Source organism: Paenibacillus glufosinatiresistens (genome assembly GCF_031470375.1).
GTDB lineage: Bacteria > Bacillota > Bacilli > Paenibacillales > Paenibacillaceae > Paenibacillus_AQ > Paenibacillus_AQ glufosinatiresistens.
Map to the genome: position 1 here is coordinate 237,679 of NZ_JAVFHT010000001.1, position 15,661 is coordinate 253,339.

Annotated in this window: 7 protein-coding genes; all 7 read left to right on the plus strand. The window is 61.4% G+C overall.

The features are described from left to right. Positions 1–15: 15 nt before the first annotated feature. Positions 16–4,413 carry a PAS domain S-box protein gene (locus RBI05_RS01020; protein WP_310549811.1) on the plus strand — a complete coding sequence of 1,466 codons (4,398 nt, stop codon included), beginning with the start codon at positions 16–18 and terminating at the stop codon, positions 4,411–4,413. Further along, positions 4,406–5,494: a response regulator gene (locus RBI05_RS01025; RefSeq protein WP_150459190.1), complete on the plus strand. Its 1,089-nt coding sequence runs from the start codon at positions 4,406–4,408 to the stop codon at positions 5,492–5,494. Before RBI05_RS01020 ends, RBI05_RS01025 begins: the two co-directional genes overlap by 8 nt. A 206-nt stretch (positions 5,495–5,700) precedes the next feature. Further along, on the plus strand, positions 5,701–6,726 hold the full coding sequence (locus tag RBI05_RS01030; protein WP_310550068.1) for a LacI family DNA-binding transcriptional regulator: 1,026 nt from the start codon (positions 5,701–5,703) through the stop codon (positions 6,724–6,726). 142 nt (positions 6,727–6,868) lie between these two features. After that, positions 6,869–10,204 carry a cellobiose phosphorylase gene (locus RBI05_RS01035; protein WP_310549812.1) on the plus strand — a complete coding sequence of 1,112 codons (3,336 nt, stop codon included), beginning with the start codon at positions 6,869–6,871 and terminating at the stop codon, positions 10,202–10,204. Between the two features lie 131 nt (positions 10,205–10,335). Continuing rightward, on the plus strand, positions 10,336–13,086 hold the full coding sequence (locus RBI05_RS01040) for a GH36-type glycosyl hydrolase domain-containing protein (RefSeq protein ID WP_310549813.1): 2,751 nt from the start codon (positions 10,336–10,338) through the stop codon (positions 13,084–13,086). Between the two features lie 398 nt (positions 13,087–13,484). Beyond that, positions 13,485–14,501 (plus strand): glycosyltransferase, encoded by a 1,017-nt coding sequence (locus RBI05_RS01045; RefSeq protein WP_310549814.1) that lies wholly within the window; start codon positions 13,485–13,487, stop codon positions 14,499–14,501. 69 nt (positions 14,502–14,570) lie between these two features. Then, the gene (locus RBI05_RS01050; protein ID WP_310549815.1) at positions 14,571–15,659 is read left to right on the plus strand and encodes a glycosyltransferase family 2 protein; all 1,089 of its coding nucleotides are present in this window, start codon (positions 14,571–14,573) and stop codon (positions 15,657–15,659) included. The last annotated feature ends 2 nt before the right edge of the window (positions 15,660–15,661 follow it).

The window sequence follows — 15,661 nt, forward strand, 5'->3', positions numbered from 1 at the left end:
GGGGTGGATGACAAGATGAAGACGGCTTTGAACCGGAGAATGTGGGGCTTCATCCTGCTCTATATTCTTCTATATTCTCTATCGCTGGTATGGAACAGCAGGGGACTGTTCGTGTGGATAACGCCTGTGGCGCCATTATCCGCCTGTATCGCCTGCTGTTTGCTGTACCGTTATATGTCACTCTTTCGCGGCGCTGTCGTCTGGATTGCCGCAGGTCTGCTGCTGTGGGTGGTGAATGATCTGCTCTGGATTACCGCGCCCTATGCGCTGAATCCGGATTTCCTGAAAGGGACGGCTGCGGAGAATACGCGCCTGGTGATGGCAGGCATCGTCAAGCTGCTGCTGATAGCGGGCATGTTCCGTTGTTACCTCGTGAATATTCGGGGTGTAGCCCGGTTGCATATGCTCCTGGATCAGCTCATGAGCCTGGCCTGTGTGTCCGGCGCGCTGTGGTTCCTCTATGGCGAAGGGCATATCTCCCAATTGGCCGCCATGGAGCCGGAGGCGATGCTTGACCTGCTGCTTACCGTCTCTCCGCTTGTGATGCTGTCGCTGCTGATCCTCGTGTGGGCCTATATGGAGCGGGAGTCCCGGACCGTCTGCTTCTTTCTGCTGCTGGGCGGACTTGCGCTCTGCAATCTGGGGGATCTGTTCATTCATTTCTACGATGGCGGTGTGCAAGCGGCGGGAATGGACGCCGTCTATAAAGCGGGCCTCATGGCCATTGCCGCTTCCGTTCCGGCCGTCATGTCGTTTCCTCCCAAGGCCCTTCCCCGCGAAAGCGGAGTCTGGGGGCTGGGAGACCCGACGCTGCCCCCAAGCCTGCTATACCTGCTGTTCCCGCTGCTGGTTCTCGGTTTTCACGGATTCTCGCTAATGAGCGTTCTGTTCTTCGCGCTGCTCTTCCTCGTCTATCTGAGTGTCCGTCTCTACGGCAAGCAGATCAGAACCGTCCGGCGGATGCTTGCCCGTGAGAAGGAATACAATGACCGGCTGCGCCTGTATGAAGACGTAATCGAACAGTTGCCGCTGTCGATTATGATTTTTGATACAGAAGGCCGGATCGAGTACGTGAACCCGTATTACTCCGAGGTAACGGGCTTTGCTGCCGAGGAAGTCGTCGGACGGAGGCCGATTGAATTGTGCGGCCGGATGAGCAGGCAAGCGTTCTACTATGATCTCTGGGAGAAGGTCTGCCTCAAGGGAAGCTGGCAGGGTGAACTGACCAACGTGAAGAAGAGCGGCGAAGAATATGACGAGAGCGTGCTGATCTCCGCCATTCGGGACGGGGAAGGCCGGATGGCGCATTTTGTGGGCATCAAGGAAGATGTATCTGAATACAAGCGGGTACGCCGCGAACTGTCGGACCAGCTTTATTTTACCTCTCAATTGATTGACTCGATTGCGCTTCCGCTGTATTACCTGGACATCAACGGGGATTTTCTCGGGTGCAACCTGGCGTATACCGAAGCCTTCGGCGCGCATGAAGAGGAATTGCTGGGCCTGAATGCCCGGGCGATCCGGACGATCTCCGCCGAGCATTACGAAATGCTCAAGGGAATGTGGGAAGAAGTCCGCGCAACCGATTATGTGGTTACCCGGCTGGTCGAGAATATGGAATATGCCGACGGAACGAGGCGCGATGTGCTCTATTCGGTGTCCGGTTACCGCCGTTCAGACGGAGCGGTCGGAGGCTTCCTCGGCATCATTACGGACATCAGCGCTCTGGCGGACAAGGAGCGGGAAATCGCCTCCAACCGCAACTTCCTGAATGTGCTGATTAATCATATTCCGTCCATGATCTATGTCAAGAATGCGGAGACGCTATCCTATGAGATGGCGAATTCGGGATTGCTGCAAGCCTACGGCCTGACAGCCGAAGCTTTTCAGGGAATGACGGATTTTGACCTGTTCCCTGCGGAGCGGGCCAAGCGGTTCCGGGAGGTGGACCGGCGGGTGCTGACCGAGGGACAGCTTTACAGCGAGATCGAAGTGGAAGGGGACGCGGGAGGCGGCGACGCCGTGCGTTATGTGCGCACCTCGAAGCTGCCGATTCTGGGTACGGACGGCAAACCGCAGTTTCTGCTGGGACTGGGTGAGGATATTACCGAGTCGGTGGAAAAGGAAGAGAAGCTGAAGCGGGCGCTTCAGCTCGCAGAAGAGGCAACGGCGGCCAAGTCGCAGTTCCTGGCCAATATGAGCCACGAAATTCGGACGCCGATGAATGCCATCCTCGGGATGGCGCATCTGGCGCTGAAGACGGATCTGAGTCCGAGGCAGCGCGGTTACATTTCCAAAATACACAATGCCGGCACATCGCTGCTCGGAATTGTGAACGAGATTCTCGACTTCTCCAAAATTGAAGCCGGCCGGCTGGAGCTGGAGGAAATTCCTTTTCATCCGGCGGATGTGCTGGCGCGGGCCTTCGAGCTCTTCAGTCAGGCTGCCTACGATAAGGGGCTGGAGCTCTCCTTCGACCTTGCTCCGGCGGTGCCGCTGATGCTGAGCGGCGACCCGCTCCGCCTGGGGCAGGTAATGACCAATCTCGTCGGCAATGCGGTGAAATTCACCGACCGGGGCGAGATTGCGGTCCGCATCGAGAGCGGCGGCATTGTGGATCACCGGATCAAGCTGAGAATCAGCGTCAGCGATACCGGCATCGGAATGAGCAAGGAGCAGGTGAGCCGGCTGTTCCATGCTTTTACGCAGGCGGACAGCAGCACAACGCGCAAGTACGGAGGAACGGGCCTCGGGCTTGCGATCAGCCGGCGTCTGGTCGAGATGATGGGCGGCAATCTGTGGGTGGAGAGCGAGCCGGAGCGGGGCAGCCGGTTCACCTTCACGGCCTGGTTCGGCATTCTCTCCTCGGAAACCGGAGGGCAGCGGATGCTCCCGGCCGGACCGCGGCCGCTGAAGATGCTGGTGGTGGACCGCAATCCAGGAGCCCGCGAACGGATGGCGAAGGCGCTGGAAAGCTTCGGCTGCAACGTTGCGACTGCGGCCGGTGCGGCGGAAGCGGTAGAAGTGCTGGAGAACGGGTCCGGAGAACGGTTCGACGCCGTCTTCCTGGACGAAAGAGCCGACGACTCGGGAGGAAGCGGGACCGTGCGGCGAATCAAGCGCCATTCCGAGCGGAGACCGTCTCCCGCCGTGGTGCTGATGACTTCTCGGGACAGGGAGGAGTGGCTGGACCCTGCGGATACGGCCCGGGTGGATGAGATTCTATTCAAACCGGTCAATCCGTCCGCGCTGTTCGATACCATCATGCTGCTGTTCGGCCAGGGCCGGGGCCGTCTGCTTCATTCAGTCTCGCCGGACTCGAACTTGGGTCTCGCGGGCATCAAAGTGCTGCTTGCCGAAGACAACGAGATCAATCAGCAGATCGCGGCCGAGCTGCTGCGCGGTCAGGGCATTGAAGTGGAGATTGCAGGCAACGGAGCAGAGGCGCTGGCACGGTTCGAGGAGATGCCGCCGGACGACCCGTACCGGCTGGTGCTGCTGGACCTTCAGATGCCGGTGATGGACGGCTATGAAGCGGCTTCGCGCATACGGGCGAGAAGCTGCTCCGTCCCGATCATCGCCATGACCGCGAGAACCCTGCCGGAAGAGCGGGAGCGCTGTCTCATGCTCGGCATGAATGACCATATCGCCAAGCCGATCGACCCCGATATTCTGTTCGGTGCGATTCGGCGCTGGGTTCCCGGAGGAACGAAGGCTGTTCCCGAGCCCCGCGTCCTGCGGGAGTCTGCTTCGGGCTTCGGGACTGGAGCGCTCGGGATGCTCGCCACCGCCGGTCTCGATACGGCCGGCGGCCTCCGCCGCGCGGGAGGGCGGACGGAATTATACCGGAGCCTGCTGCTGCAGTATGCCGAGAACCAGCTCGGCATCGTCGAAGCGGTCTCGGCCGCGTTTCGGGCAGGAGACCGAACGGAGGCCGGTCGGCTTGTGCATAATCTGAAGGGCGTATCCGGCAATATCGGTGCGACAGACATTCGGGAGCAGACCGCTCTTCTTGGACGTGAGCTGTCGGCCGATAAGAGCGGCGCGTTGACGGAGGCGCTTCTGCTCCGGCTGGAGGAATCGGCGCTGCACCTGTCGCATCGCATTCGCGCCGCCTTCGGAGGGGAGCTCGGAGAGGCGTCCGCTTCATTGTATCCGGCAGAGGAGACGGGGAGCGGGCAGAATGAGCAGGAGCGGCTCGGGCTGCTAACCGCGCTATTGCGGGACAGCGACAGCGAAGCGGTTGCCGTCTATGCTTCGCTGCGGAGCTGGCTTCGAGAGCGGGTCGGCCCGGAGGGCGAGACGGAGCTGGACAGGGCCGTCCGCACTTTTGAATACGACCGCGCTCTGGAACTGCTGGAACGTACGCCCGTTGCAGCCGGGCTGCTGAAGAAGGAGGATAGCGATGGATGAGATCAAGCCGGTTATTCTGGTGGTGGATGATATGCCGGACAACATCGCCCTGCTCGGCGGGCTTCTAAAAGACCTTTATAAGGTCAAAGTCGCCACGAATGGGGAAAAGGCGTTGGAGGTAGCCGAACTGTTCCGGCCGGACCTGATTCTTCTCGATATTATGATGCCGGTAATGGACGGCTACGAGACTTGCCGGCGGCTGAAGGGGAAAGAGGATCTGGCCGATATTCCGGTTATATTTCTGACATCCAAGGAAGAAGTGGACGAGGAGAATTTCGGATTCGAGCTGGGGGCGGTCGATTATTTGACGAAGCCGATCAGCGCGCCCGTGCTGCTGGCCCGGGTGAAGAATCATTTGGCGCTGAAGGGAACCCGCGATTTTCTCAGGGACAAAACGCAATTTCTGGAGGCCGAGATCGCCCGAAGAATGAAAGAACTGACCCAGATTCAGGAGATGTCGATCATGTCTATGGCAGCGCTCGCGGAAATGCGGGACAACGATACCGGCAACCATATTCAGCGGACGAAGCTGTATATCGAAGTGCTGGCGAAAGGGATGGCCGAAACGCCGGGTTACGCCGACAGTCTGTCGCCCGAGACTATCCAGCTTATTACGCTGTCAGCGCCGCTGCACGATATTGGCAAGGTCGGCATTCCCGACCATATTCTGCTGAAGCCGGGCCCGCTGACTCCCGAAGAGTTCGAGGTGATGAAGACGCACACGACGCTTGGACGCGAAGCGATTCTGCGGGCCGAGAAGTTGATGGACAAGCCGGAGACTTTCCTGCGTTATGCCAAGGAGATCGTCTATTCGCACCATGAAAAATGGAACGGAACCGGCTATCCGCTCGGCCTGGCCGGAGAGGACATTCCGCTGTCGGCCCGGCTGATGGCCGTGGCTGATGTCTACGACGCGCTGACAAGCAAGCGCGTCTACAAAGAGGCCATGCCGCACGAAGAAGCGGCGGCGATTATCGAGAAGGAAGCCGGGCGGCATTTCGACCCGGCGATCGTGCGGATCTTCCTCAAGTTCCGGCATAAGTTCAGGGAGATCTTCGAGCGCTACAAGGGAAGCGTGTAGTTCCGCACGCGGCTGTCCGAAGGCGGGACCAAGTACAGGCAGAGAAACTGCGCACAGAAGAGGGAGTCGTCCAAGAGGCGGCTCCCTGGTTCGCGTGTCAGGGTAGTTCAGAGGAGAAGGTCTTGTGAAGGGAAAGACGGATCAAACTTCATTGACAATCATAATGCAAGCCTTTACAATCAATACCGAACCGAAACCGATTTCGAATAAGGCGGGATGAGCTTTTGATAACCATCTATGACATTGCCAAACGGACCGGCTTGTCGCCGACAACCGTATCGAAGGTATTCAATAATTATACCGATGTCAGTGCTAAGACGCGAACCCGTATTCTTGAAGCGGCCAAAGAGATGGGCTATCTGCCGAACGCGAACGCCCGGAGTCTGGCGACCAAGCGCTCCTGGACGCTCGGCGTGCTGTTCACGGAATCGTCCGGCTTGGGTCTGCGCCACCCGTTCTTCGGCGGCGTCATTGAGAACTTCAAGGCTTCAGCCGAAGCCAAAGGCTACGATCTCATGTTCATATCGCGCGACATCGGCGGCAACAACGGAACCTATCTGGAGCATTGCCGGTTCCGGGGGATCGACGGCGTTGTTGTCATCTACGCCGATCCGAATCAACCGGAAGTCGCCGAGCTGCTGGCCAGCGATATTCCGTGCGTGCTGCTGGATTTCAACCGGGCGAACGTAGCGACAATCTGCTCGGACAATGTCGGAGGCAGCGAACAGGCCGTGCGGTATCTGTACGAGCTCGGCCACCGGACCATTGCTCATCTCTCGGGCGGGCGGGACACGTTCGCCGGCCGGCAGCGGCTGCTCGGCTATGAGCGGATGCTGGAAGAACTGGGGCTGTCCGGACGTGAAGAGTGGATTTCGGACAGCGGAGATTTTTTCTCGATTCAGGGCGGCTATGAGGCGATGACACGGCTATTGAAACAGCCGGAACTGCCGACCGCTGTGCTGGCCGCGGGAGACAATCTCGCAATCGGCGCCATGAGGGCGATCCGGGAGCACGGCCTGTCGGTGCCGGGCGATATCTCCGTCGTAGGCTTCGACGATATCGAGTCGGCCGAGCTGGTAACGCCTCGGCTTACGACCGTTCGCCAGAATATACGGGAGATCGGAGGACGGGCGGCGCAAATGCTGATCGGGCTCATTGAAGGGGTGGCCGGGGCGGAGGCGGTCGTGCTGCCGGTCGAGCTGGTGATCCGCGAATCGTGCCGGAAGGTGTAAGACGCCGTCCGGGCAGACCGCAACAAGAAGAACTCGCCGTCCGGCGTGTTTTTCGCCCATTTTCGAAATCGGTTTCGTTATCCATCAACAGCGATCAAAACTGCGCAGAGATTTATTGATTCTGCTCCGGAGGTATTCATTTATGCCCACCTATTCCTATGAAGCGCCCTTCTTCGTGATCGAGGATTACGACCGGGCTGCCCCGTTCTCCAGCTTCCTGCCCGGCCTGGCCGGACGCAAGGGGATCCCGCTCTGGACCTTCTACGTGAACCGCGGACAGGCAATCGCCGGCTTCGGCATCCGCGACAAGAACAGCCCGATTATGGAGTTCTCCCCGGCGAGCATCAGTTATAAGAATGTCTCGGCCGGCGGCTTCCGCACTTTTGTCAAAATCGCGGACACCGCGTCCGGCAGTTCCCGCCTGTCCGCCTCTTCCGTCTATGAGCCGTTCCACAGCTTCGCCGCCGAGCCCGGCGTGAAGCGCACCATGAAGATCGGGCGCAACGAGCTGTCGCTCGAGGAAGAGAATCCGGCGCTTGGCCTCGTCTTCCGGGTCGTCTATTTCCAAGTTCCGGGCGAAGATTTCGCGGCGCTGGCCCGGCAGATCGAGATCGTCAATACAGGGGCCCGGCCCGTCGAGCTGGAGGCGCTGGACGGTCTGCCGGAGATTCTGCCTTACGGCACGGAGAATGCCGCCTACAAAGAGATGGGAAATCTGCTGCGGAGCTGGATGGATGTCTTCAACCTGGAGAACGGGATACCGTTCTACAAGCTGCGGTCCAGCACGCACGACGAGGCCGAGGTGACGGAGATCGCGGGCGGCCATTTCTATCTCTCTTTTGGGGGGGACGGAGAGCTGATTGCGCCGCTGGTCGATGCGCAGACCGTATTCGGCGGCAACACCTCGCTGCTCTATCCCGAGCGGTTCGCGGAGACGCCGCTTGCCGAGCTGTTCCGGCTTCCGCAGGTCACGGCGAACAAAGTGCCCTGCGGGTTCACCGGCAAGGCGGCCCGTCTGGAGCCCGGCGGCAGCCTGAGGCTGCATACGCTGATCGGCCATGCGGGCGACCTTGGCTCTCTCAACCGGCAGAAGGAACGCCTTGCTTCCGCCGGTTATCTGGCCCGTAAGCGGGAAGAAGCATCCCGGCTAGCCGACGTCCTAACGGACCGGATGGCCACTTCAACCTCATCGCCGCTGTTCGACGCTTACTGCCGCCAGAGCTACCTGGACAATCTGCTTCGCGGCGGAAGTCCGGCCGTGTTCGGACAGGGGGAGGAGGCCAAGGTATACCACCTGTTCTCCCGCAAGCACGGCGATCTGGAACGGGACTACAATTTCTTCTCGATTGCCCCTGAGTTCTATTCGCAGGGCAACGGAAATTTCCGGGATATGAACCAGAACCGTCGAAGCGACGTGTTCTTTCACCCCGAGGTCGGGGCGTTCAACGTCTATATGTTCTTCAGCCTGATTCAGGCGGACGGATTCAATCCGCTCCAGGTCAAGGGCAGCACGTTCATCGTGCCGCCGGACCGGATGAAGGAACTGAAGGCGCTGATTCGGAGCAAGACGGCCGGGATGGAGGAACCGTCCGGCCCGGCGAAGGAAGCGGAAGAACGAACGGGAGAATACGGGGAAGAACTGGCGGAGGCATTGGCGGAAGAACTGGCTGCGCTGTGTGCGAAGCCGTTCACACCAGGCGGCGTGGCGCATCTCCTGCACGACCGCGGCGTCCGGCTGGCGGAGGCGGAAGAAGAGTTCCTCGGCCGGCTGCTGGCGCTGTCGGAGCAGCGGATTGAGGCCGGCTTCGGCGAAGGCTACTGGATCGACCACTGGACCTACAACCTGGATCTGATCGAGAGTTACCGGGCGGTCTATCCGGACCGGATGGAGGAGCTGCTGCACGCTCCCGGGACCTGCCTGTTCTTCGATAGCCCGGTCGGCGTGCTGCCTCGTTCCGAGAAGACGGTACTGAAGGACGGCAAGGTCCGCCAGTACGGCGCCACCTGGACGGACAAGGAGAAGATGAACCGGCTCGGCATCGGCCGGGACGATACGAACTGGCTCCGTACGGACCACGGCAGGGGCGAGTTGTACCGGACCGACCTGTTCGTCAAGCTGGTGGCGCTGTCGCTCTGCAAAATGGCCTCGCTCGACCCCTGCGGCATGGGCATTGAGATGGAAGCGGGCAAGCCGGGCTGGAACGATGCCATGAACGGGCTGCCGGGCTTATTCGGCTCCGGCATGGGGGAGACGTTCGAACTGAAGCGGATCGTCCGGTTCGTCGCCGAATGGCTGGAGACGCTGCGGAGGAAGGAGCGGCTGGAGCAGCGCACGGCGCTGCTGCCGGAGGAGCTGTACGGGTTCCTCGCGGCGGTCAATGAGGCGATCGCTTCGTCCGGCGAGGACGACTTCGCCTGCTGGAGCCGGCTTGCAGAGGCGCGGGAGCGCTACCGCGAGAAGATACGATTCGGCATCGGCGGCGCCGAGCGGGAGATCACGTTCGCGGAGCTGCTGGGCGTCTTCCGACGGTTCATGCAGAAGCTTGACCGCGGCATCGCCAAAGCTACCGCCGCCGGGAACGGTTTAGTGCCGACATACTTCGTCTATGAAGCTGCCGCGTTCGAGCCCGAGCTGGACGCGGAAGGCCGTCCGGTCATCGGTGGGTACGGACTGCCCAAGGCGGTGGTGACCGCCTTCCGGGCCGAGCCGCTTCCGGCCTTCCTGGAAGGCCCGGTGCATGCCCTGAAGACGGTTGAATCCAAGGAGGAAGCTGCGGCCATCTATGACGCCGTCAGGTGCAGCGGACTGTATGACGAGAAGCTGCGCATGTACAAAACCTCCGTTCCCCTGGACGGCCAGCCGATGGAGATCGGCCGCATCCGGGCGTTCACGGCAGGCTGGCTGGAGCGGGAGTCGGTCTTCCTGCACATGTCCTACAAGTATTTGCTGGAGCTGCTGAAGTCAGGGCTGACGGACCGTTTCTACGAGGAATTCCGCCACGGCCTGATTCCGTTCCTGGACCCGGCCGTGTACGGGCGCAGCACGCTGGAGAATTCCTCGTTCCTGGCGACTTCGGTCAACCCCGATCCGGCCGTCCACGGGCGGGGTTACGTTGCCCGCCTGAGCGGATCGACGGCGGAGTTCCTGAGCATGTGGATCGCGATGATGGCCGGGCGGGAGCTGTTCCGGCTAAGCGGTGACGGCGAGCTCACGTTCCGGCTGGAGCCGGCGCTGCCCGGCTGGCTGTTCGACGGGCATGGGGAAATCAAGTTCCGGCTGCTCGGCCAGGTGGAGGTCACCTACCGCAACGGTCGGCGGGCCGACACCTTCGGCGCCGGCGCTGCCCGGGTGCGGCGGATGACGCTGACGGGCCGGGACGGCTCGGTCTGGACGACCGAAGGCGGCGCACTGACCGGCGACGATGCCCGCCGTCTGCGCGAAGGAGCCGTGGCGGCGATTGTCGCGGAGCTGGAGTAGGAGACCGAAGTGCGGGAACGAATCCGCAGAGTAGAGCAGGAGAACTGGAGCAGGTAACGGAGGATTACGCGGGGGCGAGGAAGGGACGCGCCTCCGCCGCTCATTTTGCCAATAATGGAGGTTCAATTCAAATGACCCAGCAGACCCGTAAATGGGAGTTTATCGGCGCGGACGGCGATTTTCGGATCGCAAGTCCGCACCTTACCAGCTATCTGTACTTTCCGCTCGCCAACGAGGCGGGCCTCATGTCATCCGTCACGCCGACGCTGCACGGCGACATCAAAACCGGACACAATGCGTTCCTGAACGAGCCGGTCTGGGCGGAGAATCTTCACAATTCCCGGGCCTCCCGGAATTTCTGGATCTATACGGAGGAAGCGGGCGCCTGGTCCTGCGCCGGCAATTCGGCCGCCCAGCACAGCCGCCGCTACGAGGCGGGAGGAGAAGAGGACGCTGAGGTGGAGGCCGGCTTCCTCTGGCACAAGCTGACGCGCCGGCATCCCGCACTGCCGCTGACCGCCGAGACGATCAGCTTCGTTCCGGCGGGGGACGACACCGCCGAACTGATGAAGGTCACGCTGACCAATACCGGAGACCGGCCGCTGACGCTGACGCCGACGGCGGCGATTCCGCTGTATGCCCGATCCGCCGACGATCTCCGCGATCACCGGCAGGTCACCTCGCTGCTGCACCGGATCTATACGCTGCCGGCCGGCGTCGAGGTTCAGCCGACGCTGTCTTTCGACGAGCGGGGACACCGGGTGAACCGGATGTCGTACAGCGTGCTCGGCCGGGAGGGGGACGGGGCGGCGCCGGAAGGCTTTTTCCCGCTGAGCGACGGGTTCATCGGCGAGGGCGGCACGCATGACTGGCCGGAGGCTGTCGTCCGCAATCTGCCGCCGGCGGATACGGCGGGCGCCGAGCGGGAAGGCGGCGAAGCCGTCGGCGCGATCCGCTTTCGCGAGGTTACGCTGGCCCCGGGAGAAGCGCGCAGCTACGTGCTGGCGATGGCGATTACGGATGGCCGAACCGATGCGGGGCGGATTGAAGCCGAATATTTAAGCGCGGAGCGGTTCGACGCCTGGCTGGCGAAAACCTCCGCCTTCTGGCAGGCCAAGATCGGCACCGTCTCCTTCCGTTCGGCAGACTCCGAATTCGATACCTGGATGAAATGGGTGACACTTCAGCCGGTGCTGCGCCGCCTGTTCGGCAACTCCTTCATGCCGCACCACGACTACGGCCGCGGCGGCCGCGGCTGGCGCGATCTGTGGCAGGACTGCCTCGCCCTGATGATTATGGAGCCGGAGGAAGTGCGCTCCCTGCTGTTCAACAACTTCGCAGGCGTGCGGATCGACGGCAGCAATGCGACGATCATCGGTGCGAAGCCGGGCGAGTTCGTCGCCGACCGCAACAACATCCCCCGCGTCTGGATGGACCACGGCGCCTGGCCGTTCCTGACGACGCAGCTCTACATCGACCGGAGCGGGGATCTCGATTTTCTGCTGGAGGAGCAGACGTATTTCCGCGACGCTTTCACCGACCGCTGCAAGCGCCGCGACGAGACGTGGACGCCGGAGAGTGGAACGCTGCTGAAGACGGCCTCGGGCGAAGTCTACCGGGGCAGCATTCTGGAGCATATTCTGCTCCAGCAGCTGACGCCGTTCTACCTCGTCGGCGAGCATAACCATATGCGGCTGGAGGGCGCCGACTGGAACGACGGCCTGGACATGGCCGCAGACCGGGGCGAGAGCGTCGCCTTCACGGCCTTCTATGCCGGGAATCTGCGGGAGATCGGCAGGCTGCTGCGCGAGCTGAAGGAACGGACCGGCCGGCCGACGGCAGAGATCGCTGAGGAGATGCTTCTGCTGCTCGACACCCTGGGCGGCGAGCCGGTGGATTACGATTCCGTGGAGGCGAAGCATGAGCGGGCGCGGATGTTTTTTGAAGCGGTTCCGGGCAGGGTTCGAGGAGGGAAGGCGGCAGTCGATCTGATCGCGCTGGCTGAGGACCTGGAACGGAAGGCCGACTGGACGGCGCGGCATATCCGGGAGCGGGAGTGGATCGCGTCGAAAGACGGCAGCCGCTGGTTCAACGGGTACTACAACAACGACGGCGAACGGGTCGAGGGCGACTGCGGGGAAGGCGTGCGGATGACGCTGACGGGTCAGGTCTTTCCGGTGATGAGCGGCGTCGCGGCGGAGGAGCAGGTGCGAGAGGTCATTCGGGCCGTAGACCGGCATCTGCTGGATGACCGGATCGGGTACCGGCTTAATACGCCGTTTGGCGGCATTCAGCCCAATCTCGGCCGGGCGTTCGGCTTTGCCTTCGGGCACAAAGAGAACGGCGCCATGTTCAGCCACATGACGGTGATGTACGGGAATGCGCTCTACAAGCGCGGCTATGCTGCGGAAGGACGGAAGGTGCTGGATTCCATTTACCGGCTGTGCCTCGATTTTGAGCGCAGCCGGATTTATCCGGGCATTCCCGAGTATATCAGCGAAGAGGGGCGCGGCATGTACCACTATCTGACCGGTTCCGCAAGCTGGCTGCTGCTGACGCTGCTGATGGAGGTATACGGCGTCCGGGGCCGCTTCGGCGACCTGCTGCTGGCGCCGAAGCTGGCCGGCGACCAGTTCGATGCCGAAGGCCGGGCTGCGGTGACGACGCTGTTCGCGGGCAGAACGCTGGAGATCCGCTATGTGAACGCAGGCCGCAAGGACGCGTGGAACTGCGCGGTTGCCGGTTGTACGCTGAACGGCGCAGCGGTTGAGACCAAAGCGATGAACGCGCCGGATGCGGCGGGCGGCGTTGTACTGCCCCGCGAGTGGATCGAAGCTCTGCCCGCCGGCGGCGTTCACCGGCTGGAAATAACGCTGGAGTAGGAGTAAGGTTCTGCGCGCCGCACAGGTTGGACGTCTATACAAACAAAGAAGGCTTTCGCACATCCGGTGAACGGAATGGCGAAAGCCTTCTGTGCGCTTCCGGTCGGGAAATGCACCATGCCAATGCCGGACGCTGCTTCCCGTCGGCTGCAAGCCCTGCTTATTCCGGTATTTCTGCGGACCGTGAAACGGCCGATCCTGATCGTAACGGGACCGTCCGCTTGTGCTGCTCCGAAGCCATCCGGCAGTGCAGCTTTGGGGGAGAGTTTGGCACCAGGAGAGTAGGACCATCTACTCCGTTCGAGCCATTTTTGCTGTGTTTTCTGAAAGTACATTGACCTTTCCTTCAAGGGTGCCTATATTGAGGTAAAACAGGTGGAAGCGGAGGGGTGTGGCAGGTGGAAAAGCCGGAAATCAGCATTATCGTGCCCGTGTACCGGGTGGAGGCCTATATCCGCAAATGCGTGGACTCGATTCTGGCGCAGACCTATACCCGGTATGAATTGATTCTGGTCGATGACGGCTCGCCGGACGGCTGCCCGGCCATTTGCGACGAGTATGCGGCACGGGATGCCCGGGTGCGGGTGATTCACAAGACGAACGGCGGACTGTCGGATGCCCGGAACCGGGCGCTCGACCAGGCCAAGGGAACGTATATCGGCTTCGTCGATTCCGACGACTGGATTGCGCCGACGATGTTCGAGGAACTGCACCGGGCTGCGGAGACGAGCGGCGCGGATATTGCCGTCTGCTGCCACTATGAAGCTGCCGGAGACGAGCTGAAGCGGATCAACGACTTCTCCGGTTACCCGGCAGTCTTAAGCCGGACGGAAGCGCTCGGCGAGCTGCTTCTTGACCGCCGCATTCAGAATCTGGCCTGGGATAAGCTCTACCGCCGGGAATTGTTCGAGGATGTCCGCTACCCGGCGGGCATGGCGTTTGAAGACATTCCGACCACCTACCGCTTGTTTCTCAAGGCGGATCGGGTCGCGCTTGTCGATCGGGCGCTCTATTATTATGTCCAGCGCAAGGAAAGCATCTCGGGAACTTATACGCTCGCCAAGCGGGTGGACAAATTCAACGGCACGAGCCGCAAATACGCCGACATTCGCCGGGATTACGGAGAGGCGATTCCGAAGGAGAAGTGGGACTATTTTATCTTCCGCATGGTTGATGAAGGCGTGGGCCTGTACAATGATCTGCTGCGAGAGTCCAAGAGCCGCCGTTATGCGGTGGATACCGAGACGATCAAGCGGTTTCTGAAAAGCAACCTGCCGGCCATTCTGTCCGCCAAAACGGTCAGCCCGAGGCTGAAGACGGCCGCTTTTGCGCTCTCGGCCAATGAGTGGCTGTATGACCGCATTTTCGGAACGCTTCACGCCCTGACAGGCAGGGACCGCAGCCGCGTTTCATAGGAGAACGGGAATGATTCGGGAATGATTAATGAAGGATTCATGATGATTATGAAAGAGAGAAGGGATCGGATGAAGCTGAGCATCATTATTCCGGCGTACAATGTGGAAGCGTATATTCCGCGGACGCTGGAATCGCTGGCGGCCCAGACCGTGCCGGACTTCGAGACGATTGTCGTCAATGACGGCTCGACCGACGGGACGGAGGAGACGGTAAGACGGTTCGCGGCGGCGGGGCGGCTGAACCGTATCCGGATCGTCTCCCAGGCGAACGGGGGTGTCAGCGCCGCCCGCAACCGGGGACTTCAGGAAGCCTCCGGCGACTATGTGCTGTTCCTGGACGGAGACGATTATACGGCTCCCGACCTGGTCGAATCGATCTTCGGAAGCCTCGGAAGCGAGCCCGAGCCCGATCTGCTGTTCTGGAAGTGGAAGCTGGTCAGCGAAGAAGGCAAGGTGCTGAAGGACTTGTACGGACCTGCGCCGGGCCTGCCCGCTGTAATGACTTCCGCAGAGGTGCTGCGCGGCGTGCTGGTCGAGCAGCGGCTGGAGCTCTGGACCGCAAGCGTCGCCTATCGGCGGGAGCTGCTGACGGTGCAGGGCATCCGGTACACGGAAGGCTGCGTCAACGGCGAGGACCAGGAATTCACTTACAAAGCGCTGGCCCGGGGAAGAACGGCGGCTTTTATCGACCGGTATCTGTCCTTCTATCTGGAGCGCAACACCTCGATCTCCGGTGTGTACAATGTGAAGAAATTCGGATTCGCGGACGCCTTCGCCCGCGCCGCGGCGTTCATGCAGGAACGCCCCGAGTTGAAGGAGGCGTCGGAAGCGCTGCTTCTTAGACACATGCTGGACAACTACTTCTACAACCTGAAGACCTGCCTGCGCAGCGGCGGCAAAGTGTCGATCCGAAGACTGCTGCAGGACATCGACCGCGCCTACCCCGGACTCAACGGCCGCATGAAAGAGCGGATGCAGCACTGGAGACAGGAGAACCGCGGCATCAAGCCTGATATTCATTCTTTCCTAATTGCGCCGGAGCTGCTGCAGATGCTGCTGGCCTGGCAGCTTGCCGGAATCCGCTTCCGCTCGGCCGTATCCGCCCGTTTTCCCGCTGTCTCGCGCCTTAGGGGCAAGGAGACGGCCGCCGGGTCCTGAGT

Excerpts from the sequence above, each read along its gene's own strand:
- RBI05_RS01020 (WP_310549811.1), top strand. The coding sequence starts at position 16 with ATGAAGACGGCTTTGAACCGGAGAATGTGGGGCTTCATCCTGCTCTAT.
- RBI05_RS01025 (WP_150459190.1), top strand. The coding sequence starts at position 4,406 with ATGGATGAGATCAAGCCGGTTATTCTGGTGGTGGATGATATGCCGGAC.
- RBI05_RS01035 (WP_310549812.1), top strand. The coding sequence starts at position 6,869 with ATGCCCACCTATTCCTATGAAGCGCCCTTCTTCGTGATCGAGGATTAC.
- RBI05_RS01040 (WP_310549813.1), top strand. The coding sequence starts at position 10,336 with ATGACCCAGCAGACCCGTAAATGGGAGTTTATCGGCGCGGACGGCGAT.
- RBI05_RS01050 (WP_310549815.1), top strand. The coding sequence starts at position 14,571 with ATGAAGCTGAGCATCATTATTCCGGCGTACAATGTGGAAGCGTATATT.